The 24,095-nt window shown below is 62.0% G+C and carries 21 protein-coding genes and 2 pseudogenes; 22 read left to right on the top strand and 1 reads right to left on the bottom strand.

Going from position 1 to position 24,095, the window contains the following annotated elements; all coding sequences use genetic code 11:
- Nucleotides 1-90: 90 nt before the first annotated feature.
- The 12 genes from ccoN to NLY42_RS00250 all read left to right on the top strand — a co-directional run bounded on the left by ccoN (nt 91) and on the right by NLY42_RS00250 (nt 12,957).
- Nucleotides 91-1,701, top strand: a complete 1,611-nt coding sequence (gene ccoN, locus NLY42_RS00300; protein ID WP_023750566.1) for a cytochrome-c oxidase, cbb3-type subunit I — start codon at nt 91-93, stop codon at nt 1,699-1,701.
- 11 nt (nt 1,702-1,712) lie between these two features.
- Complete coding sequence (gene ccoO, locus NLY42_RS00295) at nt 1,713-2,444, top strand: cytochrome-c oxidase, cbb3-type subunit II (protein ID WP_023716338.1); 732 nt, start codon at nt 1,713-1,715, stop codon at nt 2,442-2,444.
- Nucleotides 2,445-2,455: 11 nt separating this feature from the next.
- Complete coding sequence (locus NLY42_RS00290; RefSeq protein ID WP_023707015.1) at nt 2,456-2,605, top strand: CcoQ/FixQ family Cbb3-type cytochrome c oxidase assembly chaperone; 150 nt, start codon at nt 2,456-2,458, stop codon at nt 2,603-2,605.
- 2 nt (nt 2,606-2,607) lie between these two features.
- Nucleotides 2,608-3,471, top strand: coding sequence for a cytochrome-c oxidase, cbb3-type subunit III (ccoP, locus tag NLY42_RS00285; RefSeq protein WP_023707014.1), 864 nt, complete (start codon nt 2,608-2,610; stop codon nt 3,469-3,471).
- Nucleotides 3,472-3,599: 128 nt separating this feature from the next.
- On the top strand, nt 3,600-5,159 hold the full coding sequence (ccoG, locus tag NLY42_RS00280) for a cytochrome c oxidase accessory protein CcoG (protein ID WP_023753769.1): 1,560 nt from the start codon (nt 3,600-3,602) through the stop codon (nt 5,157-5,159).
- The gene (locus NLY42_RS00275; RefSeq protein WP_023753770.1) at nt 5,156-5,653 is read left to right on the top strand and encodes a FixH family protein; all 498 of its coding nucleotides are present in this window, start codon (nt 5,156-5,158) and stop codon (nt 5,651-5,653) included. The genes ccoG and NLY42_RS00275 overlap by 4 nt, the downstream gene beginning before the upstream one ends.
- Nucleotides 5,650-7,938, top strand: coding sequence for a cation-translocating P-type ATPase (locus NLY42_RS00270; protein ID WP_023753771.1), 2,289 nt, complete (start codon nt 5,650-5,652; stop codon nt 7,936-7,938). Before NLY42_RS00275 ends, NLY42_RS00270 begins: the two co-directional genes overlap by 4 nt.
- Complete coding sequence (ccoS, locus tag NLY42_RS00265) at nt 7,935-8,105, top strand: cbb3-type cytochrome oxidase assembly protein CcoS (protein ID WP_023697810.1); 171 nt, start codon at nt 7,935-7,937, stop codon at nt 8,103-8,105. The genes NLY42_RS00270 and ccoS (NLY42_RS00265) overlap by 4 nt, the downstream gene beginning before the upstream one ends.
- A 66-nt stretch (nt 8,106-8,171) precedes the next feature.
- On the top strand, nt 8,172-8,939 hold the full coding sequence (locus NLY42_RS00260; RefSeq protein ID WP_023707010.1) for a CBS domain-containing protein: 768 nt from the start codon (nt 8,172-8,174) through the stop codon (nt 8,937-8,939).
- Between the two features lie 84 nt (nt 8,940-9,023).
- Nucleotides 9,024-9,155, top strand: coding sequence for a cbb3-type cytochrome oxidase assembly protein CcoS (gene ccoS / locus NLY42_RS31665; protein WP_081732297.1), 132 nt, complete (start codon nt 9,024-9,026; stop codon nt 9,153-9,155).
- Nucleotides 9,156-9,571: 416 nt separating this feature from the next.
- Nucleotides 9,572-10,753, top strand: coding sequence for a 5-demethoxyubiquinol-8 5-hydroxylase UbiM (ubiM, locus tag NLY42_RS00255; protein ID WP_023746201.1), 1,182 nt, complete (start codon nt 9,572-9,574; stop codon nt 10,751-10,753).
- Between the two features lie 293 nt (nt 10,754-11,046).
- Nucleotides 11,047-12,957, top strand: coding sequence for a putative bifunctional diguanylate cyclase/phosphodiesterase (locus NLY42_RS00250; protein WP_023753772.1), 1,911 nt, complete (start codon nt 11,047-11,049; stop codon nt 12,955-12,957).
- Nucleotides 12,958-13,051: 94 nt separating this feature from the next.
- On the opposite strand, the gene NLY42_RS00245 is transcribed toward NLY42_RS00250, so the two are convergent.
- Nucleotides 13,052-13,333 carry a DNA -binding domain-containing protein gene (locus tag NLY42_RS00245; RefSeq protein WP_081731646.1) on the bottom strand — a complete coding sequence of 94 codons (282 nt, stop codon included), beginning with the start codon at nt 13,331-13,333 and terminating at the stop codon, nt 13,052-13,054.
- A gap of 104 nt (nt 13,334-13,437) precedes the next feature.
- Here NLY42_RS00245 and NLY42_RS00240 point away from each other — a divergent pair, with 104 nt between their 5' ends.
- The 10 genes and pseudogenes from NLY42_RS00240 to NLY42_RS31660 form a co-directional block, all read left to right on the top strand.
- Nucleotides 13,438-13,671 (top strand): helix-turn-helix domain-containing protein, encoded by a 234-nt coding sequence (locus tag NLY42_RS00240; protein WP_023708050.1) that lies wholly within the window; start codon nt 13,438-13,440, stop codon nt 13,669-13,671.
- Between the two features lie 539 nt (nt 13,672-14,210).
- Entirely contained in the window at nt 14,211-15,173 is a 963-nt protein-coding gene (locus NLY42_RS00235; protein WP_023753774.1) for an ArdC family protein, read from the top strand.
- A gap of 246 nt (nt 15,174-15,419) precedes the next feature.
- Nucleotides 15,420-15,840 (top strand): annotated as a pseudogene (locus NLY42_RS00230) (DUF2958 domain-containing protein).
- Nucleotides 15,841-16,718: 878 nt separating this feature from the next.
- The gene (locus NLY42_RS00225) at nt 16,719-17,612 is read left to right on the top strand and encodes a hypothetical protein (RefSeq protein WP_023740427.1); all 894 of its coding nucleotides are present in this window, start codon (nt 16,719-16,721) and stop codon (nt 17,610-17,612) included.
- Nucleotides 17,613-17,982: 370 nt separating this feature from the next.
- Nucleotides 17,983-18,306 carry a DUF736 domain-containing protein gene (locus tag NLY42_RS00220; protein ID WP_023672372.1) on the top strand — a complete coding sequence of 108 codons (324 nt, stop codon included), beginning with the start codon at nt 17,983-17,985 and terminating at the stop codon, nt 18,304-18,306.
- A 171-nt stretch (nt 18,307-18,477) separates the two neighbouring features.
- Nucleotides 18,478-18,747, top strand: a complete 270-nt coding sequence (locus NLY42_RS00215) for a helix-turn-helix transcriptional regulator (RefSeq protein ID WP_023672373.1) — start codon at nt 18,478-18,480, stop codon at nt 18,745-18,747.
- Complete coding sequence (locus NLY42_RS00210; protein ID WP_023685538.1) at nt 18,744-19,292, top strand: S26 family signal peptidase; 549 nt, start codon at nt 18,744-18,746, stop codon at nt 19,290-19,292. Before NLY42_RS00215 ends, NLY42_RS00210 begins: the two co-directional genes overlap by 4 nt.
- 167 nt (nt 19,293-19,459) lie before the next feature.
- Nucleotides 19,460-19,966: a lytic transglycosylase domain-containing protein gene (locus NLY42_RS00205; RefSeq protein WP_023685537.1), complete on the top strand. Its 507-nt coding sequence runs from the start codon at nt 19,460-19,462 to the stop codon at nt 19,964-19,966.
- 188 nt (nt 19,967-20,154) lie between these two features.
- The gene (rlxS, locus tag NLY42_RS00200; protein WP_023753777.1) at nt 20,155-22,122 is read left to right on the top strand and encodes a relaxase/mobilization nuclease RlxS; all 1,968 of its coding nucleotides are present in this window, start codon (nt 20,155-20,157) and stop codon (nt 22,120-22,122) included.
- 1,289 nt (nt 22,123-23,411) lie between these two features.
- Nucleotides 23,412-23,805, top strand: a pseudogene (locus NLY42_RS31660) (nodulation factor fucose acetyltransferase NolL); the annotation flags it as partial.
- Nucleotides 23,806-24,095: the final 290 nt, after the last annotated feature.

The following is a 24,095-nucleotide window of genomic DNA, read 5'->3' as shown; positions in this document are numbered from 1 at the left end:
GCTCTGACATGGATCAGGGCGAGCAGGCGACGGCTGCGCAATAAGGCACCGCGGTTTGGCATCCGCCGGAATTGGAAATCGGGGCTTGCGATGAAATTCGGCAAAGAAATCGTGCTTCTAAGCCTGTTCGCATTCGCGGCTTTGGTGGCGGCTGGCGCTGGGGTGGATGAACCCTTTCGCCAGCATATGTGGGTCTTGTTCTTCGCCTTGGCTGGCTTCACTGCGATCCTACTGCGTAACACTGAGTTCAAGCCTGCCGCTCCGATCGACCCGTCCGCTTACATGGACGGGCCAATCCGCTACGGCGCCATCGCCACCATGTTCTGGGGTGTGGTTGGCATGGTGGTCGGGGTGGTCATCGCGCTGCAGCTTGCCTATCCCGATCTCAACATCCAGCCCTGGTTCAACTTCGGCCGCTTGCGGCCTCTGCACACCTCGGGCGTCGTCTTCGCCTTCGGCGGCAATGCGTTGCTTTGCACGTCTCTCTATGTCGTCCAACGCACATGCCGCGCTCGGCTGTTCGGTGGCGATCTCGCCTGGTTCGTGTTCTGGGGCTACCAGCTCTTCATCGTCATGGCCGCGACAGGTTATCTGCTCGGCATCACCGAGAGCCGCGAATATGCGGAACCCGAATGGTATGTCGACATCTGGCTGACCATCGTCTGGGTCGGCTACCTGATCCTGTTTCTGGGCACCATCCTGAAGCGCAAGGAACCGCACATCTACGTCGCCAACTGGTTCTATCTTTCCTTCATCGTGACCATCGCGATGCTGCATGTGATCAACAACCTGTCGATGCCGGCCTCCTTTCTCGGCTCCAAGAGCTATTCCGCATTTTCCGGAGTCCAGGACGCCCTGACGCAGTGGTGGTACGGCCACAATGCCGTCGGGTTCTTCCTCACCGCCGGCTTCCTCGGCATGATGTACTATTTCGTGCCCAAGCAGGCCAACCGGCCGGTCTATTCCTACCGCCTGTCGATCGTCCATTTCTGGGCAATCATCTTCCTCTACATCTGGGCCGGGCCGCATCACCTGCACTACACCGCCCTGCCCGATTGGGCGCAGACGCTTGGCATGGTGTTCTCGATCATGCTGTGGATGCCGTCATGGGGCGGCATGATCAACGGCCTGATGACGCTGTCGGGCGCCTGGGACAAGCTGCGCACCGATCCCATCATCCGCATGATGGTGATGGCCATCGCCTTCTACGGCATGTCGACCTTCGAAGGCCCGATGATGTCGATCAAGACGGTCAACTCGCTGTCGCATTATACCGACTGGACCATTGGCCACGTCCATTCCGGCGCACTCGGCTGGGTCGGCATGATCTCGTTCGGCGCGATCTACTTCATGGTGCCGAAGCTCTGGAACCGTGAACGCCTCTATTCGCTCAGGCTCGTCACCTGGCATTTCTGGCTGGCGACGCTCGGCATCGTTGTCTACGCCGCGGTGATGTGGGTGTCCGGCATCATGCAGGGCCTGATGTGGCGCGAATACGACGAGCAGGGCTTCCTGGTCTACTCCTTCGCCGAAACCGTGGCCGCTATGCACCCTTATTACATCATGCGCGCCATCGGTGGGGCCATGTACCTCTCCGGCACCCTGATCATGGCCTGGAACATCGCCATGACCATCCTCGGCTACCGGCGCGAGCAGGATCCGATGCCGCGCTCCACCCCCGCCCTCCAGCTTGCGCGATGATGAGACGGAAAATGAGGTTGATGAACAGACACGCGGTCATCGAGAAGAACGCTACACTTCTCCTCCTCGGGTCGCTGCTGGTCGTGACAATCGGCGGCATCGTCGAGATCGCGCCGCTCTTCTATCTCGATAATACGATCGAGAAGGTGGAAGGCATGCGCCCCTACTCGCCGCTCGAACTTGCCGGGCGAAACATCTATGTCCGCGAGGGCTGCTACCTCTGCCACAGCCAGATGATCAGGCCGTTCCGTGACGAGGTCGAGCGCTACGGCCACTACAGCCTGGCGGCCGAGTCGATATACGACCACCCCTTCCAGTGGGGATCGAAGCGCACCGGACCGGATCTCGCCCGCGTTGGCGACCGGTATTCCAACCTGTGGCACGTGGATCACCTGACAGATCCACGGTCCGTGGTGCCGGAATCGATCATGCCGAGCTATGCCTTCCTGAAGGACAAGCCGATCGCGGTGAAGGACTTCTCGACGCATCTGGTCGCCAACAGGCGCGTCGGCGTCCCTTATTCCGACGACATGATCGCCAACGCCAATGCCGATTTGATGGCGCAGGCTGATCCCAACGCCGACACATCCGGCCTCGAGGCCCGCTACCCCAAGGCCAAGATCGGCGACTTCGACGGCAACCCGCAGCAAGTCACCGAAATGGACGCGCTGGTTTCTTATCTCCAGATGCTGGGCACGCTGGTCGATTTCAAGAACTACGATGAGACCGCCGGCTACCGCTGAGGACAATGGCCATGACGTACAATTTCATGCGGGAAATTGCCGACAGCTGGGGCCTACTTGCCATGGCTCTTTTCTTCATCGGATCTGTTGCCTTTGCAGTTCGTCCCGGAAGCCGCAGGCAAGCCGGCGAAGCAGCTCAAATTCCTCTGAAGGAGGACTGATCATGAGCAGCGATCACATCGACGAGGTTTCCGGCATCTCAACCACCGGTCATGAGTGGGACGGCATCCGGGAGCTCAACAACCCGCTTCCGCGCTGGTGGGTCTGGACGTTCTACATCACCATAGTCTGGGCGATCGGGTACACGATCGCCTATCCGGCATGGCCTCTGCTACACACGACAACCAAGGGTGTGCTCGGCTATTCCAGTCGCAACGATGTCGGGAACGAGTTATCCAAGGCTGAAGCAGCCAAGGGCAAATATGTCGCCGCGATAGAAGCGAAAAGTGTTTCGGAGATCGCGGCGGACGACACGCTGCGCGAATTCGCCGTCGCCGCCGGCGGTGCCGCGTTCAAGCTCAATTGCGTGCAGTGCCATGGTTCCGGCGCCCAGGGCTCCAAGGGCTTCCCCAACCTTAACGACGACGACTGGCTGTGGGGCGGCAAGGCGGACCAGATTCAGCAGACGATCACCCATGGCATTCGCTTCGCCTCCGATCCGGATACGCGCCTGTCGGAAATGCCCGCCTTTGCCGACATCATCACCGCCGACCAGATCAAACAGGTCAGCGCCTACGTCGCCAGTCTGTCGGGGGCCGTCGTCAATCAAGCATTGGTCGCGCCGGGCGCAAAGGTCTTTGCCGAAAACTGCGTGGCCTGTCATGGCGACAATGCAAAAGGCAACAAGGAACTCGGCGCTCCAGATCTGACCGACGCCATCTGGCTCTACGGGTCAGGCGAAGCGGCCATCGCCGCCCAGGTAACCGCACCGAAACACGGCGTGATGCCGGCCTGGGGCGCGCGCCTCGGCGAGATCAAGGTCAAGGAACTGGCGGTCTACATCCATTCGCTTGGCGGCGGAGAATAGGAAAGCAGCCTATTCTCGTCCTCCCCCTCCCGCCAAGCGACGAGGCCCGGCGCAAGCCGGGCCTCGGCATCATCCAGAACCGATGAGTCGGCTTCCGGCGAAATCGTCGCTGGTGACTGGAGCTTCTCGTGCTCGATAACACGCAAATAGAACGGATCGAACCCACGACGTTCAACTCCGCCAAGGTGCGCCAGCCAATGTATGCCGCGCGCAGGAAGATCTTCCCGAAGCGGGCCTCGGGCAGCTTTCGCCGATTCAAATGGATCGTGATGGCGATCACGCTCGGCATCTACTATCTGACGCCGTGGCTGCGCTGGGATCGGGGCTCGTTTAGCCCGGACCAGGCCGTGCTGCTCGATGTCGCCAACCGGCGCTTCTATTTCTTCTTCATCGAGATATGGCCCCAGGAATTCTACTATGTCGCCGGCCTTCTGGTCATGGCCGGCGTCGGTCTTTTCCTGATCACATCGACTGTTGGCCGTGCCTGGTGTGGCTACACATGCCCACAGACCGTATGGGTCGATCTGTTCCTGGTCGTCGAGCGCGCGATCGAGGGCGACCGCAACGCACGCATCAAGCTCGATGCCGGTCCTTGGACCACTCGTAAGCTTGTGCTGCGGGCATCGAAACACGTCATCTGGCTGGTCATAGCCGCAGCGACTGGTGGCGCATGGATCTTCTATTTCGCCGATGCGCCGACGCTGCTCGGCGAACTCTTCACCGGCACGGCAGCGCCTGTCGCCTACATCACCGTCGCGGTCCTGACGGCGACGACCTACACGTTTGGCGGGCTGATGCGCGAACAGGTCTGCACCTATATGTGCCCATGGCCGCGCATCCAGGCAGCCATGCTCGACGAGAGCACGCTCACCGTCACCTACAATGACTGGCGCGGCGAACCGCGCACGCGTCACGCCAAGAAGGTTCTTGCCGCAGGGCATCCCGTCGGCGATTGCGTCGACTGCAATGCCTGTGTCGCCGTCTGTCCGATGGGGATCGACATACGCGACGGTCAGCAACTCGAATGCATCACCTGCGCGCTCTGCATCGATGCCTGTGACGGCGTCATGGACAAGCTCGGCAAAGCGCGAGGACTGATCTCCTACGCGACGCTCTCCGACTACAACGCCAACATGATCCTGGCCACCGCCGGCGGCGCCAGCTCGGTCGATCCATCACTGGTCAGGACGGATGACGGCCTGTTTTCGGACAGGGTGGCGCATTTCCATATCCGCAAGATCTTTCGGCCACGAACCTATGTCTACATGGCCATGTGGTCGCTGATCGGGCTGGGCCTGCTCTTTTCGCTGCTGACGCGCGACCGGCTCGAAATCAATGTCCTGCACGACCGCAACCCGCAATTCGTGACGCTCTCGGACGGCTCGATCCGCAATGGCTATACCGTCAAGCTCTTGAACATGATCCCCGAACCGAGAACGATTATCGTCACCCTCGGGGGTTTGCCAGGCGCAGAGATGAGCATCGTTGGCGTCGATCTCCCCGCCGATCGCTCCTTTGCAGTCCAGGTCGAACCCGACCGGCTGAAGATGTTGAAGGTTTTCGTGCGCCTGCCTGCTGATCAGATTCATGGCCAGGCGCAGACCTTCACATTCCGGGTCGAAGACAAGGTCAGCTTCGAGTCCAACGAATACACCGCCACCTTCAACTCGCCGGAGATCGCCAGATGAACGCCACCACGCGAAACCCCCGCGAGTTCACCGGCAGGCACATGTTGGCCACGATCCTTGCCTTTTTCGGCGTGGTCATCGCGGTCAATGTGACGATGGCGACGCTTGCCAACACAAGCTGGACCGGCCTTGTCGTCGAAAATACCTATGTGGCGAGCCAACAATTCAACAAGAAGGCCGAGGAAGGCCGTGCGCAGGCAGCGCTTGGCTGGACCGGCCAGTTGACCATCGCATGGGGCGAAGTCCGCTATTGCATCATCGACGCCGCGGGCAAACCGGTTTCCCTGCATGGCGTGAAGGCGCTGTTTCGCCATCCCGCTTACGAGAAAGAGGATGAGTCCGTCACGCTCGCCCCCGCCTCGGGCCAGGAATTTGCAGCGCAGCACATGCCAAGGGATGGTGTGTGGATTGTCGAAATCGACGCCGAAGCCGGCCTGGCCAGACCTTATCGCGATGTACGCAGGATCATGATCTCCCATGGAGCGCTGCAATGAGCTGTTGTGCACCCGGTGCTGAAATAGCGCTGGATCTGGTCAGCGGCACCTCGGTCCTGCCCTCCAGCCAGGAAATCAGGCTGGCGAGCCGATCGCTTGGCGACGACCTTCATCAGACCGACCTTTCGGTGCCGACCGTTCATTGCGGCGCCTGCATCCAGACGATCGAGACGGCGTTGGGAAAACTCGATCACGTCGAGGCAGCTCGCGTGAACCTGTCGACAAAGCGGGTCTCAGTCCGCTGGCGCGGCGACGAGGCTCCACCATTGGTCGCTGTGCTCGGCCGGCTCGGCTATCAGGCGCATTTGTTCGAAGCCGAGATTGATGCAAAGGACAAGATGCTTTCGGAGCTTATCCGCGCCGTCGCTGTTGCCGGCTTTGCTGCGGGCAACATCATGCTGCTCTCGGTGTCGGTCTGGTCCGGCGCCGAGGGCGCCACCCGCGACCTGTTCCACTGGGTCTCGGCCCTGATCGCCATTCCTGCGCTGGCCTTCGCCGGCGGCATCTTCTTCAAGTCGGCGTGGAATGCGTTGCGCCACGGCCGCATGAACATGGACGTGCCGATCGCCGTCGGCGTGTCGCTGGCCTACGCCATGAGCCTCTATGAGACGATCACCCACGGCGACCACGCCTATTTCGACGCGTCGGTATCGCTGCTGTTCTTCCTCCTGATCGGTCGCACGCTCGATCACGTGATGCGGGAACGCGCCCGCACCGCTGTGAAGAGCCTGTCACAATTGGCCGCGCGCGGCGCCATGGTGCTGCGCGGCGATGGCGCTCGGGGCTATCTGCCGGTGGCCGAGATCGAACCGGGCATGCTGTTGTTGATCGCCGCCGGCGAAAGAATCCCTGTCGATGGCAAAATTGTGCGCGGGACATCGGACGTCGACTGCTCCCTGGTCTCCGGCGAGAGCACGCCCAGTAGCGTGGCGCCGGAAGACACCGTGCAGGCCGGCGTCCTCAACCTTACCGGTCCGCTGACGGTAGAGGCCACAGCCGCCGCGAAGGATTCGTTCTTGGCGGAAATGGTTCGGCTGATGGAGGCCGCCGAAGGTGGTCGCGCCCGCTATCGCCGTATCGCCGACCGCGTGTCGGCACTCTACGCGCCCGTGGTTCATCTCACCGCATTGGTAACATTCACGGGCTGGATGGCGGCGACCGGCGACTGGCATCGGGCGATGACGATTGCCATCGCTGTTCTCATCATCACATGCCCCTGCGCGCTTGGCCTCGCCGTCCCAATCGTTCAGGTGGTCGCCGCGCGGCGCCTGTTTGAGAATGGCATCATGGTCAAGGACGGCTCGGCCATGGAGCGCCTGGCAGCGATCGATACAGCCGTGTTCGACAAGACCGGCACGCTCACGCTTGGCCAGCCCAGGCTCGTCAACACGTCGTCGATCGATCCCGCCATGCTGGCAATCGCTGCCGACCTGGCCGCGCATTCGCGTCATCCATATTCAAAGGCCATTGCCGGCTTTGCCGTCAGCAGCAGCCAGCACAAATTCGACGCGGTGACCGAGCACCCGGGTTTCGGGATCGAAGCCACCGCCGCCGGTATCACCTGGCGGCTGGGTCGACGCGGATGGGCTGGTTGGAAGGCGCGAACCGGCGGCGAAGGCAAACATGGCTACGGCGGAACAGTGCTGACGAAAAACGGCATGATTGTCGCATCCTTCGTTTTCGAAGATGCGCTACGCCTCGACACCAGGGCAGCGATCGATCAACTGCGCAACGCTGGTATGTGCGTGGAAATGCTGTCGGGCGATACCGCGAAAGCCTGCGCCGAGATTGCGGACGTGCTCGGTGTCGATGACTTCGTTCCCTGCCTGCTCCCGTCCGGCAAGGTTGAACGCATCGAGAGTCTGGCGAGAGACGGGCACAAGGTTCTGATGGTTGGCGACGGGCTCAACGACGCACCGGCGCTGAGCGCCGCGCATGTCTCGATCGCACCCGCCACGGCGGCCGACATTGGCCGCAATGCAGCCGACTTCGTTTTTCTGCGCGAAAGCCTTTTGGCGATCCCGCTGGCGCTGGACGTGTCGCGCAAGGCGGGAAGCCTGATCCGACAGAACATAACAATTGCGATCGTTTACAATGCTGTGGCCGTGCCGATCGCCATTCTGGGCCACGTTACGCCTCTCATCGCGGCGGTCGCGATGTCTGCCTCGTCATTGCTTGTGATTGGAAACGCAATGCGTCTGCAAGGCTTCGCAACGGGTGTGTCGTCCGAAACAGCGCGGCAGGGCAGGCCCGCGCGGGCCGGCGCCTTGGCCCGATCTTCATGACGACGCTCGCCTATCTCATTCCGGTGGCGTTGTTCCTTGGCGCACTCGGCCTGTCCGGCTTCCTGTGGGCGTTGAGAAGCGGCCAGTACGATGATCTCGATGGCGCTGCGGAGCGCATTCTAATCGACCGCGACGACGGCGCGGAGAATCCTCCTCGTTCCAAGTGACTCAGATCAACGCGCCGCGGGTCGGGATGTCCTATCGTCGTCCGACGAAAGATCAGGAGGGTGAGGATGCAAGCCGAATCCATAATGACAAAGCCAGTCATCACGACGGATGCGAACGCGACGATCGCGCAAGCGGTCGAGCTCATGCTTTCAAACAAGGTCAGCTGCCTGCCGGTAGCAGACAGCGACGGCACCCTGATTGGTATTGTAAGCAAAAGCGACTTCTTGCGCCGAGAAGAACTTGGGACCCAGCGTGTGCGTCCGCGCTGGCTGGAGTTTGATCTTGGCCCGGGCACAGTCGCCAATGACTATGCGCGCTCGAACGGACGGATCATCCATCAGGTGATGACCACACCCGTCATCTCGGCGCCTCCTAGCGCCTCGATTGCAGATATTGTCGACCTGATGATGCAACATCGCATCAACAATCTTCCAATTGTCGATCGGGACAGGGTCATCGGCATCATCACGCGAACTGATTTGCTGCTTGTCCTGATCCGCGCCATGCCGAAACAGGGAACCACGCCACCCGATGACGACCTGATCCGCAAGGCTATCCTTGCCGAACTGCAGTCACAAACCTGGAGCGGTGGTGACTTGATCGATGTGAGGGTCAGCGACGGCCTTGTCGAACTGAAGGGGGCGATTGTCGACGAGCGTCAGCGGAAGGCAGCGATCGTTGCGGCTGAGAAGGTTGCCGGCGTCGGGCAAGTCAAGGACGGCCTCCTCCTCAGTACGGATCCGTTCGGTGAAGGTTTCATAGCTGCGGAAAAGGCGGGGACGCGGAGCAGAGTCCCTTTGGTTCTGCTCCCTTCCCACATCACTTGGACATGAGGCTGTCGGCGAGTTCCTTCGGCGTCTAGCGCCCGTCATGGGCGGAGAGCACGCTATCGGCAGCAAGATGCCCGTCCTGACGGAATGCGATGGCCGCTGCCTGTTTTGGTGGGGCTTGGACCGGCGCTTCCTGTGGATATGAAGAGCGGCCAATACGAAGATCTCGACGGCTCCGCCCAGCGGATCCTTATCGATCGGGAAGAGCCGCGAGGCTGAACCGGTTGGCGGCGCCCAACGACCGTGCGGATGCTGGTCGTCAGTCGACCGAGTCTTTGCTGGATTGCCTCGTCATGATGATATCGGCGCGCGTGCGAAGAACGGATCAGCCACAATACGTTGCCGAACCTTTGGCCAGTAGGGGCCCGCGATTGGGAAGCCGACCATTCAGAATGCCTAGACATGCAAACGTTTTCACGGCAATCGACCACTCGACCGTGAACCCGCCGTTGCCGGGTTATCGAGCCTGGTTGATCCAGATCAGCGTTATCTCTTCGTCGGCGTGGTTTCATTGACCAGGCTTCCAACGGAGAACGCATGTCTATCGACGATGGGGAGATGAGCGGCAAACCGTGGGTGATTGCGATGCTTCAAGAGCGCTTCGTATCGCAGATAGCCGCTATGGCGGCACGCTGATGGCCGGCTCTGTCGACACATTCGACATCATTGTCGTCGGAGCTGGGCCGGTCGGACTTGCCTTCGCAGCATCGCTCGCCCTGAGCCGACTCAAGGTGGCAGTGGTTGAACGGCAGTCGATCGACAGCCTGGCGAATCCGGCTTTCGACGGTCGCGAGATCGCGCTGACGCACGCATCGGTGAGAATCCTTCGCGAGCTCGGCGCCTGGGACGCCATGCCCGCATCTGACAAATCACCGCTTCATGGCGCGCGCGTGCTCAACGGATCGAGCCCTTTCGCCCTGTGCTTCGATACTCGCAGCGGATCTGGGGAACCACTCGGATTTCTGGTCCCAAATTGTCGGATCCGCGATGCCCTGTTCAAAATTGTCTACTTCCAGGATCATGCCCGGCTGCTGTGCGGCAACTCGGTCGTGAATGCAACAACCAGCGACGACGAGGCGGTCATAACGCTTTCTGATGGCAGGCAATTGGCCGCTCGGCTGCTCGTAGCAGCGGATTCGCGTTTGTCCGCGATGCGCGACCTGCTCGGCATTGGCGCCAACATCCATCCGCTTGGCCACTCCATGCTGATTTGCCGAGTGAGGCACGAGCGCTTCCATCACCAGATCGCGGTCGAATGGTTCGACCACCATCAGACCATAGCGATGTTGCCGCTCATGGAAGGCGTGTCGTCGCTGCTTCTGACTTTGCGCTCAATCGAGGCCGATAGACTGTCTGTTCTCGATGACGAATTGTTCCTCATGGAATTGATGAACCGGTGTCGAGGACGCCTCGGGCAGATGACCCTGGCAAGCACCCGCCATGCCTATCCGCTGGTCACGACCTGGGCGCACAAGTTCTCGGCACCGAGTGCGGCACTTATAGGAGACGCTGCCATCGGCATGCACCCGGTGACCGCGCATGGCTTCAACATCGGCCTCAGCGGCCAGAAGCAACTCGCTCATAAAATACTGACAGCATGTCGCGCCCGCCGCGACATTGCCGATCCCGACATGCTCGGCAGATACGAAAGCCGGCTGCGGCTGTCGGCGGCGCCGCTCTATCATGCCACCAACATGCTTGTCGGTCTTTACTCAAGCGAGCACCCGGCGGCACGGCTTGCAAGACATGCTGGGCTCCGCTTTGCCCAACATCTTCCCTTTGTCCGCCATGGCATTTCGGCCATGCTCAGGCGGTGAATCGCACAGAGCGCTACCGCTCTGGAGCGCTGTCTCGGCGCGGCTTCTTTGTCTTGCTGGCTCGCAGCGTCGCGGGCAAGGCTGCTTCCTGGTGACGTTGCCGATCATGGCATGATTCGGATCAAGGCACGCGCGCGGGCGAAACCTTGATGATTCGGCAATGCTAAGCCAAAGGTGTGACCCGAAGCATGGTGAGCGCACTGGTTACCCTCGCTGGGTAGTTAACCCGTCCTTCAGTGGGCTTGCATAGGTTTGGTCCTCGCGAACAATGACGGAAGCAAGCTGGTCCATTCATGGCACCCCTAAAGAAAGAAGAATCGCTGGAGGCCAAAATCCGTCAGGATCAGCTTGCTGACCTGAGGGCCGGGCTCTTCGTGTCGATGCCGATAAGCGCGATCCTGTCAGGCCTGATTTGCGGGGTGCAGGCCCTTTCTGGCGGCGGCTTTGCCGCTGCAAGCTGGTTCCTGGTCGTCAATGCGCTAAATGCCGCCCGGCTTGCACTCGCCCGTTTTCAGCTAAAGGAAACGGGGCGCCATCAGGATTTGCTTGGCGTTTTGCCGCGCCTTCGCATGTTTGGCGTCCTTGCCCTTCTGGCAGGGTTTGCCTGGTCCTTCCCGGCCGTGCTGACTGTTGGATACACAACACCTCAAGCACCGATGCATCTGGTCATACTGGCGGGCATTTCAGCTGGTGCGGTTACATATGGCAGTTCGTATGCCGCGGCGGCGACCAGCTTCATCACACCTCCACTCCTCATCACGGTGGCGTGCCTTTTGGCGAAAGGCAATTTTGAACGCTACATTCTGGCTTTCACCGTTCTGCTCTTCATGGGCGGCTTGGTCCGAGCTTCGTTTGTTGGGCAGGCGCGCTTCCGCGAAGCAAGCCGCCTGAGACATGAGGCAGAGCGACTTGCGTCGGAAATGGAGCGCAACTCCAGGGAGGACCATTTGACCGCCCTTCTCAACAGGCGGGGCCTTGAACACGCCATCGGTCGGTTCAAGACCGCGGATGGCCCCTTCGTGGCAATGCTGATTGATCTGGACGGCTTTAAATCTGTCAACGACACCTACGGTCACAGGACCGGTGATGAACTGCTTGTCATGATCGCCCGCCGCATAGAGCAGGAAGCACCGGAAGGCTCAACGCTAGCTCGTATCGGCGGCGATGAATTCGTGCTGGTTTTTCCCTCAACGAGAGCTTCGCTTTCTGCCAGTGATCTCGCCTCCAATATCATAGCCAAAATTGCTCGCCCCTATGTCGGGGTCGCGTCCGTGCGCGTCGGGGCATCGATAGGGATATACTTGGCGCAGACGTCGAGCCTGACTGAAATGCTGTTGCGGGCCGATATCGCCCTTTATACGGCCAAGCGCCATGGCAGGAACGAATTTTGCCTGTTCGATGCCGAACTCGACCGGGAACTCCAACGCCGCCAGTCCATCGAACGGGACCTTCATTCGGCGATAAAGACGGGAAGATTGCAACCTTGGTTCCAGCCGATCGTGAAACTCGACACCGAGGCCGTGGTCGGTTTTGAAGCCTTGCTGAGATGGTCCCATCCGACACATGGTGCCATCTCTCCACCCGAAATCATCACAGCCGCACGCGAAACCGGAATGCTTCAGCTGCTGACGCAAACCGTATTCGCCGACTGTTGTGCTTTTATCGACGGCTTGGTGAAAGCTGACTGTCGTAACATTCGTGTGGCGATGAATGTTTCCCCGCGCGAACTGGAAGCCGGCGATATCGACGACATGGTTCTGGATGGTCTGGCCGCAAGAGGCCTGCCTGCGACGATGTTCGAAATCGAGATTACCGAAGAATCGCCGGTGGATCCGGACAGAGTGGATGAAAAGCTCGGACGGCTTTCGCATGCCGGTATTTCCATCGCGCTCGACGACTTCGGCACCGGCTTTTCTACCTTGGCATCTCTCAAGAACCGTCGGATACGCAAGGTGAAAATAGACCAAGGCTTCATTCGCGGCTTGGCCAAGTCCCGAGAGGACCGACTGCTTGTCAAATCCGTCATCGAACTCGGTGACATGCTCGGGATCGAGGTCATGGCCGAGGGCGTCGAAACAGAGGCGGATCGGCAAACCCTGCACAAGCTTGGTTGCCGAACCGCCCAAGGCTTCCTCTTCTCCAAGGCTGTGCCTTTGATGCAAGCACTGGAAATGGCAGTCAAACAGTACGCGAACCAGTTGTGACCGCTCCCGCAGCGCCCGCTGTCGCGGCCGTGCGCTGCCGAATTTGGCTACAGAGACTTGCCTGATCGAAACACGTGGCATTGGGCGTTGTGCATCAGCCGGCGAACAGTTCCTTGTAGCCGGTCGTCACCATCCAGTTCGCACGGTCGATATGGCTGCGAAGAGCTTTGCGGGCGCGGACCGGGTCAATGGACGGGTCGATGCCGAGGATGCGCTCGGCCATCTCCTTTTCGCTGGCATTCTCGGCGCAGGCATCCAGGATCCGCAGGTAGATCGTGAAATGCTCCCTGTCGTAGCTCGTGAGGTTCTCCGACCAGGGGACTTCATCGCTCAAACTTGAGCTTCGAGTCTCATCTGTTCCCATTGGTCCATTCATGCCTGCGAACCTCGCCTGTGAGCGCAGGCAGTATATCCCAAAATGGGATAATCCGAAACCGGGATTAGTCGCTGATCCGGTCTTTACCCGACCGGTTCGCCTCCATGCCCAAATCCCTTCGATCGCCCCGCCACCAGCGGTTCCTGGCCCGGCTGGTTTTGCTGCGCAAGGCCAAAGGCCTGACCCAGAAGCAGCTGGCTGACAAGCTTGGTCGTCCCCAATCCTTCGTGGCCAAGTACGAGGGCGCAGAGCGGCGTCTCGATGTCATCGAGTTTCTCGACATAACTGCGGCCCTTGACGCTGATCCGTGCGAGATTCTCTCCAGCCTCCGGTCCTAGCGGGCGCGCCGCATCTATCATGATCACGGACAGGAATATTGAGTGGGACAACGCCTCAATTTGTTGAAAGGCGAGCGCTGGTTTTCGGAGGAAGCCGCGCGCACGGCGCCGATGCCTTTTGGTTCTCGACGTAACTGCGGCGCCTGACCATGTGCGAAAAAACTTGGCGGGCGCCCGCGCGCCTGACGACGCGCACCAGGTGCTCGTGAACCGAGCCCGCTTTTCTTCGGCAAGCTCAGGCGGTCTCGGCCATTCGGCTTCGCCCCTTGGCGTGGGCAGCCCTTCGGGCTGTGACGGCCGCCGCCCTTGCGGGCGGCGCGGTTTGTCTGTTGGCCTTTCCCGGTGGCGCGGGGCGGGCGGCACTCCCTTCTAGACCCGCCGCGGCAGCCCGCAACCCTTCGCGTGCCGCTCAGGGTCCTCCTCTTCGTTCCGGTCCTTCGGATGCGGTCCGCCTACCACGGCGGGCCTTTCCGGTCGCGACTCGCCGCCCACCCCGCTTCCGGGGAAAGGCGCGGCGATTGGCGAGCGGAGGATAACACATGCGTGCAAACAGCAAGCGTACCACCAGCGGAGAGGCTGGCGCAGGCAAGGGCAGGCGCCCAGGCGCAAGCCTCTATCAGGAGATCACCGACCGCATCATTGCCGAGCTGGAGCGCGGCACCGTGCCATGGGTCAAACCATGGGGCAGCGCAAAAGCAGGCCTCGGCCTGCCGAGGAATGCGTCCACGGGGCGCACCTATTCCGGCATCAATATCCTCATCCTGTGGGGCGCCGTCATCGAGCGCAGCTATCCCAGCCAGAAATGGCTGACCTTCCGGCAGGCGCTTGCCCTGGGCGGCAATGTCAGGAAGGGCGAGCGCGGCACGACGATCGTGCATGCCGACCGCTTTGTCCCAAAGAACGAGAAGGAGCGCGCACGCCACGAGGGCGATGCACCACAGGCCGTGCCTTTTCTGAAGCGCTTTACCGTCTTCAATGTCGCGCAATGCGACAATCTTCCGGAACACCTCCATGCCCCTGCCGAGCCGCTGCCACAGTGCGAGATCGTGCCGCAGGCCGAGACGCTCATTCTCGCCAGCGGTGCGGATTTCAGGGTCGGCGGCGATCGCGCTTTCTACATGCCGTGCAGCGACCACATTCAGGTGCCGCCGCAGCCAGCGTTCCATCAGCAGATCGACTATTACCGGACCTGCTTTCACGAGCTAGGCCACTGGACCGGCCACCCGACGCGGCTTGCTCGCGACCTCTCCGGCTCGTTCGGCTCCAAGGCCTACGCGCGTGAAGAATTGGTCGCCGAAATCACTGCCGCCTTCGTCTGCAGCAATCTCGGCATCGAGCCGACCGTGCGTCACGCCGATTACATCGGCTCATGGCTGAAGGTGCTGCGCGAGGACAACCGCGCTATATTCCGTGCCGCCAGCCTAGCTTCGAAGGCCGCTGATTTCCTGTTTGGCCTTCCGGCCGATGCGGAAGGCGAGGCGCAAGAAGGCATTGCGGCATGACGATGCGCGACCTCAACTGACCGCGACCGAGCCGACGCCGCAAAGGAGCAGACGCTCATTCCCGGCGTCCAGCCGATCACCACGCGGGCAAACCCTCCTGATGGACGCGCCGATGTGTCCGCGCGCGGCGCAAAGCTGCTCGAGGTCGGTCTCTAATGGGGAGGCGGATCAGAGGAAGGTCCGGTGAACCTTTCTCCCGCCGGACGCAAGAAGTCAACGCGACCCGTTCTGACAAGGAGTCTTTCCATGATACTGATCACCAATCCACTGCGCGCACGACTGCTCGCCCATGGCGCCGCCGGCGCCGACATCGACCATTTTCCCGTTGTGAAACTGTTGGATCCGACAGGTGCCGCGACCTCGCTTCTGAGCGAACTCGACGCCGATGGCGACACGCTGTTCGGTCTTTGCGATCTCGGCTTCGGCTTCCCCGAACTTGGCAGCGTCAGTCTGGCCGAGCTTGCATCCGTAAAAGGGCCGCTTGGCCTCGGCATAGAGCGCGACCTGCATTTCCAGGCGCGCTTTCCGATCTCCGTCCATGCCGAAGCCGCCCGCATTTTGCAGCCACGTCACCGAGGCCGAGCGACTGCTGCGGCAGGCAGCAGACGCCCTATCAAAGCCCCATTCCGAGCTTCCGCCCGACACGGCGGAACAGCAGCGCCGATAGGCGCAAAAACCGTCCCGCCGCGTCGGCCTTCGGCCTCCGCGGCGGGGACAACCCGGCAGGCGGTGCTATTTCGCCGCGAAATCGCTTGCCGACGAGCGCGGTGAAGGCGATCCCTTGCCCTGCGCCATCATGGAGGACGGTGACGACGCCGATGCGCTCGAAGCTTCCTGATCGAAAACCTCGCCCGCCTCGATCCTGACGAAGTATGGCAATGGGAGACGTTTCGCGGCTTGTCAGGCAAGGCCGCACCGTTCTCGACATCGCTGTGACCTTCGGCATCACTGATCTCAAGGTCAAACGCATTCTGGCGCTTGGCAACCTCTTGCCCAAAATCCGCGAAGCCTATCGGCGCGAGGAGATCGACACCGAGCCGGTGCGCCATCTCACCATGTCTTCCAAGGCGCAGCAGAAGGACTGGCTGGCACTCTGTGCCGATCCCGATCAATACGCGCCGCGTGGCTATCAATTGAAGCAATGGCTGTTCGGCGGCCAGTCGATTTCCACCAAGGTGGCACTGTTTGCTATCGAGGAGTATCCCGGCCTGATCACCTCGGACCTGTTCGGCGACGACAGCTATTTCGCCGATGCCGACCTGTTCTGGCAAAAGCAGAACGAAGCGATTGCCACCAAACGCGACACCTATCTCAACGAGGGCTGGAGCGAGGTTGTGCGCTGGAACCGGGCCAGTATTTCCACGCATGGACCACGAGAAGACCCCGAAGAAGAAGGGCGGCAAGATCGTCATCACTGTCTCGCATCGCGGCGAGGTCGAGTGTCACGAGGGCTGGCTGTCACGCAAGGAAGCCCGCCGCGCCCGCGAGGGCGGCGAGCAAGAAGAAACAGCCGCCAAGCTGCCGCGCCCCGAAGTCACCGGCCCGATGCACAACTATATCGATCTGCATCGCCATGCCGCCGTGCGCGCAGCCATGCTCGACCATCCCGCCGTGGCGCTGCGCCTCGTGGTGGCGCACGCCATCACCGGTTCGGGCCTGTGGCAGGTGCGGCCTGAGCCGCAGCGCGCAGCCAACGAGACGGTGACTGCCAGCCTTGCCGGCTGCAAGGCTGAAGCCGCATTCGGCAAAAAGCGGCGCGAGGTATTGGCCCTGCTCGGATCACCGGATGAGGATAGCTTGGTCGCCGGCGGCAATGGCGACGCCGTTGCTATCGCCGGCGTGTTCGCGCGCCTCTTGGCGCTCTGCGACGACGATGTCATGCGCGTTCTCACCCTTGTCGTGGCCGAGACGCTTGCAGCCGGCAGCGCCGTCGTCGAGGCGCTCGGCAACCACCTGAACGTCGACATGGGCATATGGTGGCAACCGGACGATGCCTTCTTCGACCTCTTGCGCGACAAGGAAATCGCCAATTCGATGCTGGCCGACGTCGGCGGCAAGCTGGTCGCGGACGGCAATGTCGCCGAGAAGGTCAAGACGCAAAAGAACATCATCCGCGACTTCCTGGCGGGCGAGAATGGCCGCCCCTGGGTCGAGACCTGGCTGCCGCGCTGGATGAAATTCCCGGCCGAAAGCTACACCAGCCGCAGCGGCTCCGCACCCCGATCAGTGGACACAAGTGCAGCCGCTGTTCGTGCGCGAATAGTCGATCAGGGCCCGAGCGGCGGTTCTCTCGATTACCGCCGCTCAGGTCGCGCGCGCCGCTACGGGCCACGCCGGCTGCCGATTGGGCGTCTTGTCGAGCCAGTGCCGCGCGCGAGAAATTCCGACGCCAGTTCGCCCCATTTCGGCAGCCCCGCACCTCGCCGGGTTGCTTGCTGAGGCGCCAAAGGCCCATGGGGCCAATTGTCCGATCCGGTTGCCGACAGAGCCCGCGCAGCCGGCGCTCTGCATTGCGGCCGGCTTCTTGTGTCACCGATCGCGCCACCTGTCTCCATTGTGTCTCGGGGACCATTCCCTGCGGCTGGCTTGTCGACCTATGGGCGGATCAGGCCCGCCCGAAACCCTCGCCGGCAGCTTTTTTCCCCGCCGCCTGCGGCGGCTTCCTCGCGCCGCTTCGCTTCAAAAAAGCTGCCCGCGCGGGTCCTCCGCTATCGCTGCGGCCGTCCCGGTTCCGGCGGTCCGGACGCGCCCATCACGGTCCGCCATCGCAGGGGAATGGTCCCTTGCGAGCACCAAGAGGAGACTGGAAATGACCGCGATCGGATACGTCACCAAACAGGAAAACGGCGGCTACAAAGGCCAGCTCAAGACGCTCAGCGTCCGCGCCGACATCGATATCGTGCCCAATCAGGCAAAGAGCGCCGACACCCATCCCGACTTCCGGGTGCTGACGCAAGGGGTCGAAGTGGGTGCGGGCTGGATCCGCACCGGCGAGACCTCCGGCAAGGACTATGTGAGCCTGTCGATTGCCGCCCCCGAGTTTGGCCCCCGCAAGCTCTACGCCAATCTCGGCCGCGCCGCCGGCCAGGATGACGACGACACTTACGCCATCATCTGGAACCCGGTCGACTAACCGGCCGATCCGGAAAGCCCCGCGCCGCCACCGGCGCGGGGTCCTCTCTCAGGACCCGTGAGGCCGCCGAAGGGGGCGGCGAAAACTCGCCCCCCACTCTTCGCCCGTCCCCAAAACGATCTCGCTCGCCGATCCTCGCCTACGCTTGTCCGTAGCGAAACGAGGATCATCATGGACGACGAAAACGAACGCGCAGCCCGCGCCAAGAAGGGCAGTCCGTTTCTCAATACCGCGCAAGCGGCCTTCTATATCGGGCTGTCCCAGCGCACGCTGGAGAAGATGCGCCTCAAAGGCGGCGGCCCGCAATTCCGCAAGCACGGCCGCTATGTCCGCTATCACATCGACGAACTCGACGATTGGTCGAAGGGGCACGCGCAGGAGACCGGGCCCGAGGACGGCGGGCACGATTCCGGCTCGGCCGGCGAGGGAGGCCGCTCATGAGCCGGCGTCCCACCATCCATCTGATCGGCAGCCATCTGCGGCGCATTCGGGCGCGCAAGACGATCGCCATGGCCACGATGGGCCTTGCCCTGATCGGCTTCGCCGCCTTCGGCAAACCATCGCCCTGGCTGGTCTGGAACGCCTCGGCGAGTGCGCCGGTCGGCCTCTATCGCGTCGCGTCCGGATCGCCGGCTCTTGGTGATCTCGTACTCGTCCGCCCGCCAAAACCGGTCGTCGATCTGGCCGCCGAACGCTTCTATCTGCCCAGCAACGTGCCGCTGGTCAAGCACCTTGCCGCGCTGGCTGGCGAGCACGTCTGCGCCTTCGGCGACGCCATCATCATCGGCGGCGAGATTGTCGCGCGCCGGCTTGCAACCGACACGCAGCACCGTCCGCTGCCTTCGTGGAATGCCTGCCGAAAGCTCGCCGCTGCCGAGGTTTTCCTACTCGGCAGCGACGAAAATCGCTCGTTCGACAGCCGCTATTTCGGGCCGGTGCCGACCGAAAATATCATCGGGAGGCTCGTGCCGCTATGGACCGAGTGACCCTCCTGATGCTGGGCATGGTGTCTCTCGCACCATGCTCCTGTTCCGCGGCGACCAACACGAAGCCGGTCGTCATCTCCCATAGTCCGCAGCTTGCAAGATGGCAGCCCTTCGTAGCCGAAGCAAGCCGGCGTTTCAGCATTCCACAGACTTGGATTTATGCCGTCATGGATGCCGAAAGCCGGGGGCAGACAAGGCTCAATGGACGGCCGGTCACGTCGAGCGCCGGTGCCATTGGCCTGATGCAGGTGATGCCAGGCACCTACGAGGAGTTGCGCGCAGAGCTTGGCCTGGGAGCCGCCCCGCACGACCCTCGCGACAACATTCTGGCAGGCACTGCCTATCTGCGCGCCATGTATGACCGCTTCGGATTTCCAGGCCTGTTTGCAGCCTATAACGCCGGGCCGGAGCGCTACGAACAGCATTTGCAGCGTGGGCGGCCACTGCCCAGCGAGACGGTTTCGTATCTGGAAGAGGTCAAGGCGGCGGGCATTTCGGCCGCTGATATGGACGCGCTCACCGACAAATCCCGTTCCAAAAGCGCGCCGGGAATCCCTTCCGGGCAGTCGCTGTTTTTCCTCCGAAACGGTGTTTCCGTGACCGGCCCGAATGGCCAACTCCTGGTGCCGCTCGGATCGGAGCGAGCAAGGTCAGGCCGGCCGGATCGCAGGTGAGGGCAGCGGCTACCGCGGTTCGGGCGGGGGGGGCAGGGAGGCAGGTCCGCGGAAGGCAAGATAAAGGCATCGCCTCCTGAGGCGGCGAAGTGTTTGTCTGCACATCGTTTTCCCAGGAGGTTGCCTGCGGGTCCAGGAGGGTCTGGCGCGCAAGCCTCTGATTTTGCTGCTGGTTCATCGGAGGCCGCATGCAGGATGACGAATTCACGCCGAGGCTCGGCAAAATTGGCTCGCGCGGCTCGAAGGCGGGCAAACGCTACGCTGGCCAGGTCCAGGCCGCGGTCAACCGAGCAGGCGGCAGGAGCGGACGCGGCAGCCGCTTCATCGGAAGCCGGGTGGGGCGCGGCGGGGCTGCTGCCGCCGTTCTTAGAGCACGCGACCGCCACGCGGCGTTTCGGCAGCGGCGCGCAGTCGTCAAGGCACGCATCGTCAAGCTGGCCGGCAAGGGAGTCGACGGAGCTCGTGCGCACCTCCGCTACCTCCAGCGCGACGGCGTCACCCGGGAAGGCGAGCGTGGCGAGCTCTACGCTGCCGACAAAGACCACGCGGACGGCAGGGCCTTTCTCGATCGCGCGAACGGTGACCGTCATCAGTTCCGCTTCATCGTCGCCCCTGAAGACGGTATCGAGTATGATGACCTGAAGCTGCTCACCCGGCGCCTCATGGCGCAAATGGAAGAAGACCTCGGCACCAGGCTAGACTGGGTGGCCGTCGACCATTTCAACACCGGCCATCCTCACACCCACATCATCGTGCGCGGCAGGGACGATCACGGCGAAAACCTCGTCATCGCGCGGGACTACATCTCCTCTGGCCTGCGCGAGCGCGCAGCCGAACTGGTTAGCCTCGACCTTGGCCCGCGCACCGACCGCGAGATCGAGCAGCGCTTGCGCCAGGAGATGGAGCAGGAACGCTTCACCAGCATCGACCGGCAGCTGATGCGCATGCGCGACGAGGGGCATGTCTCACCAGCCAGCCGAGACACCTTTCGCCAGACGCTGCACCAGGGCCGCCTGCGCAAGCTCGAGCGGATGGGCCTTGCCGAGGAGATGCCTTCGGGTCGCTGGCGCCTGGTGGATGAGCTCGAAGCCACGCTACGCCGCATCGGCGAGCGCGGCGACATTGTCAAGACCATCCATCGCGAGCTGACCGGCAAGGGGCTCGTCCGCAGTGCCGCCGACTATCTTATCCACGATCGATCCGACGGGTCGGCCCAAACCGTGGTCGGACGTGTCGTCGGGCGCGGGCTGGCCGACGAAATCACTGACCGCCATTACCTCGTCGTCGACGGCGTGGACGGCAAAAGTCACTATTTTGATATCGGCAAAGGCGAGGCCACCCAACCGACACCAGAAGGCTGCATAGTGCGGATCAGGCCGAGGGACACCGGGCCAAGAAAAGTCGACCGCACAATTGCCGGCATCGCCACGGTCAACGACGGGCGCTACAGCATCGATATCCATCTCAAGCATGACCCCTCGGCCACCGAACGCTTTGCCGAAACGCACGTGCGGCGACTGGAGGCGATCCGCCGTGCGACCGGTGGCGTCGAGCGCGAGCCGGACGGCACATGGACAGTCGCGCCCGACCATCTCAACCGCGTCGCGGATTACGAGCGTCAACGAGCGAGGGCCCAGCCTGTTGTCGTCGACAAGCTCTCATCAATGCCGCTGGAGAGCCAAGTAGGCTTTGACGGCGCCACCTGGATCGACCAGGAGCTGGTATCAGCCCACCCTGAGTCCTTGCGCGACTCTGGCTTCGGTCGAGAAGTACGTCAGGTCCAGGCCCGCCGACAGCAGTGGCTGATCGCGCAAGGTCTTGCCCATGATGCGCAGGATCGGGTCATCTATCGCGCCAACATGCTTTCAATGCTGCGCCAACGAGAGCTGAACCGTGTTGCCAGTCAGCTCTCGGACGAACTCGGGCTCTCGTATTCTGAAGCGCAGCATGGCAATCGAATAGACGGTACGCTGCGCCGCTGCGTCGAGCTCGCCGGCGGAAAATACGCTGTCATCGAGAAATCGCGCGAGTTCACGCTGGTGCCCTGGCGGCCGGTGCTTGAGCATCATATCGGCAAGGAGGTGTCTGGCGTGGTGCGCGCCGAGGGGATTTCCTGGACGATCGGACGGCAGAGGAGCGGGCCTGGCGTTTCGTGAACTGGCTACAATTTATTTGTTCACTTTGAAACAGGTACTCAGCCCAGACGGAGTTCCTCCGCCTGCTGCTTGCTCGCAGCATTCATTTGGCGGAGAGTCAGTGTTCTGCATTTTGTAGTTCGCTCTGTCAAAAAGCGCTGGGAATATGCATCATGTTCTGCGTTGACACGGAAGCCGGGCCGACAGGTGCCGCCCTGTGGTTGCGGATCGGCTCCCGATGGCTGCCAGCTAGAAAGGTGGGCTGACTCGTGATAGCGCAAGGGGCTATGGCGGCCGCGGTACGGCGAAGCGAGCTCTGGCATCGAGGATGAAGCCGCACTTCCCGATCTTATTCTACTCGCAGGACCGGCAGACGCGGCGGTCGCCCCTGCGGGTGCTGTTGGCCCTGGCGTGAACTGGCAGTCCGTCCCGCGGGGACTTTGTAACGGAGAAAAGTCGCTGCGATGGCCCGGGTGACGATGCGGTCAGCGACCATGCCAGACGAGATCGGCAGCTTTCTGCCGCGGCACGGCGCCGGAGCCATCAGGCCGCCGCGACATCGGGTCTGGCGCACCTTCGGATGTTGGCTGGCCGCGGTTTACTTCGAGCAGCGCCGGGTGGGTCATGCGGTGCCGCTACTGGGCACCGAGGCAGCTTTGGGCATGAGACCCGTTCAATCGCGCCGGCCACGTCGGTCATCGCGACATCTGGAGTCGAGGCCAGGTCAGACCGGGAAAAAAACCTGCTCGTCGCGCGGGAGCCCCGGGTTGCGCCGTCGATCCTTCCGCCCAACTCAGCGCCGCGCGACCAGCAATAGCCCCTTGTCCCGAAACTGACGCCAAGCCGACGGACCCGCTCTGCGCATACCGATGCCGTCCGCGCCGTCGTCGGCGGAAACCAGCGAGCCGTGGAGCTCACACAATCTGAGCCGCTGGTGACGATGTGCATCGCCTACTTCCATCCGCACTCCTATCGACGAACTCGCCCGCTGCCCGCGGTGATGCGAACCCGTGGATGAATATTTCGCCGAAGCCGCAGTGGGGGCTCAGCCTCGACGATTTTTTTGCCTTGCCCCGGCGGGCGGCGCAACCGAGCATCGAGACAAAAAACGGGAAAGGGAGGGCACCAGCCCGTTAGAGCCGTGGCCATGATGATGTGGGGACGATCTCCTGGAAGAAATGTGGAGATCGACGCTCTCCTGACGCGCTCATCGAAGATTTTAGGCCGCGCCGACGTGGCTGCTTGAGCGATAACACTCACTCCGGAGGCCCCAGTGCGGCTCCTTGGCCAAGCTGCTCGGCACGCCGTGAGTGTGCTTTCTTGTTTGGGGAAGGGAGACTTACGTCTACAACAATCTCGTTTCGATCACGATGGAGAGTCGGCGAGACAAGTGTTGCTGATGTTCATTGGCTCCGTAGCAACTTCTGCAGTCACAATGCAGCTTATGTTCCTATGCTGGAGAGTTGGCCATTCAACTCGCGTAGCTCGCTTTGTTGCGGTGGAGCTTGGTCAGAGCACACTGCTGCTTTACCTGCTTCAGGGCGCCGTGTTTCGCTTCATGGATCTAATAGGGTTCGGAGAGCTTTGGGATCTCCCGAGCAGAATCGGGTTCGCCACTTTGCTTGGTGCCGCGATCGTTGTCTCCGCTTGACAATTCGCAGGATTGCGCGTGACCACGGATGGTTGTCGCGCGACTACGCTTAATATGTGACGACGCTTGCGCCTTGTAGGCAATTGTTGCGGCCGCCCACGGCCGACATGAACGTGCTTGGCCGCACGTTTTCTAAGTGAGGCGGAAAGAGGCGCGCGACCCCTCTCCCCAGCAACCCGCCTTGCGGATTCCTCCTCTGCCCGCTTCGCAGACGAGGATACCCTCCGCCCCCTTGCTATTCGTTGCCCGCCGCTATGCAAAGGATGGGCGACCTGAATCCGTGCTCAAGCCGATCTGGCGGCAGAGGGGGCGGGCTGAACATGGGACCCGTGATTGACATAAT

The sequence above is a fragment of the Mesorhizobium sp. C372A genome (assembly GCF_030323245.1).
Lineage (GTDB): Bacteria > Pseudomonadota > Alphaproteobacteria > Rhizobiales > Rhizobiaceae > Mesorhizobium.
The sequence above is the reverse complement of the archived record's forward strand: the minus strand, read 5'-3'. Positions and strand labels throughout refer to the sequence as shown.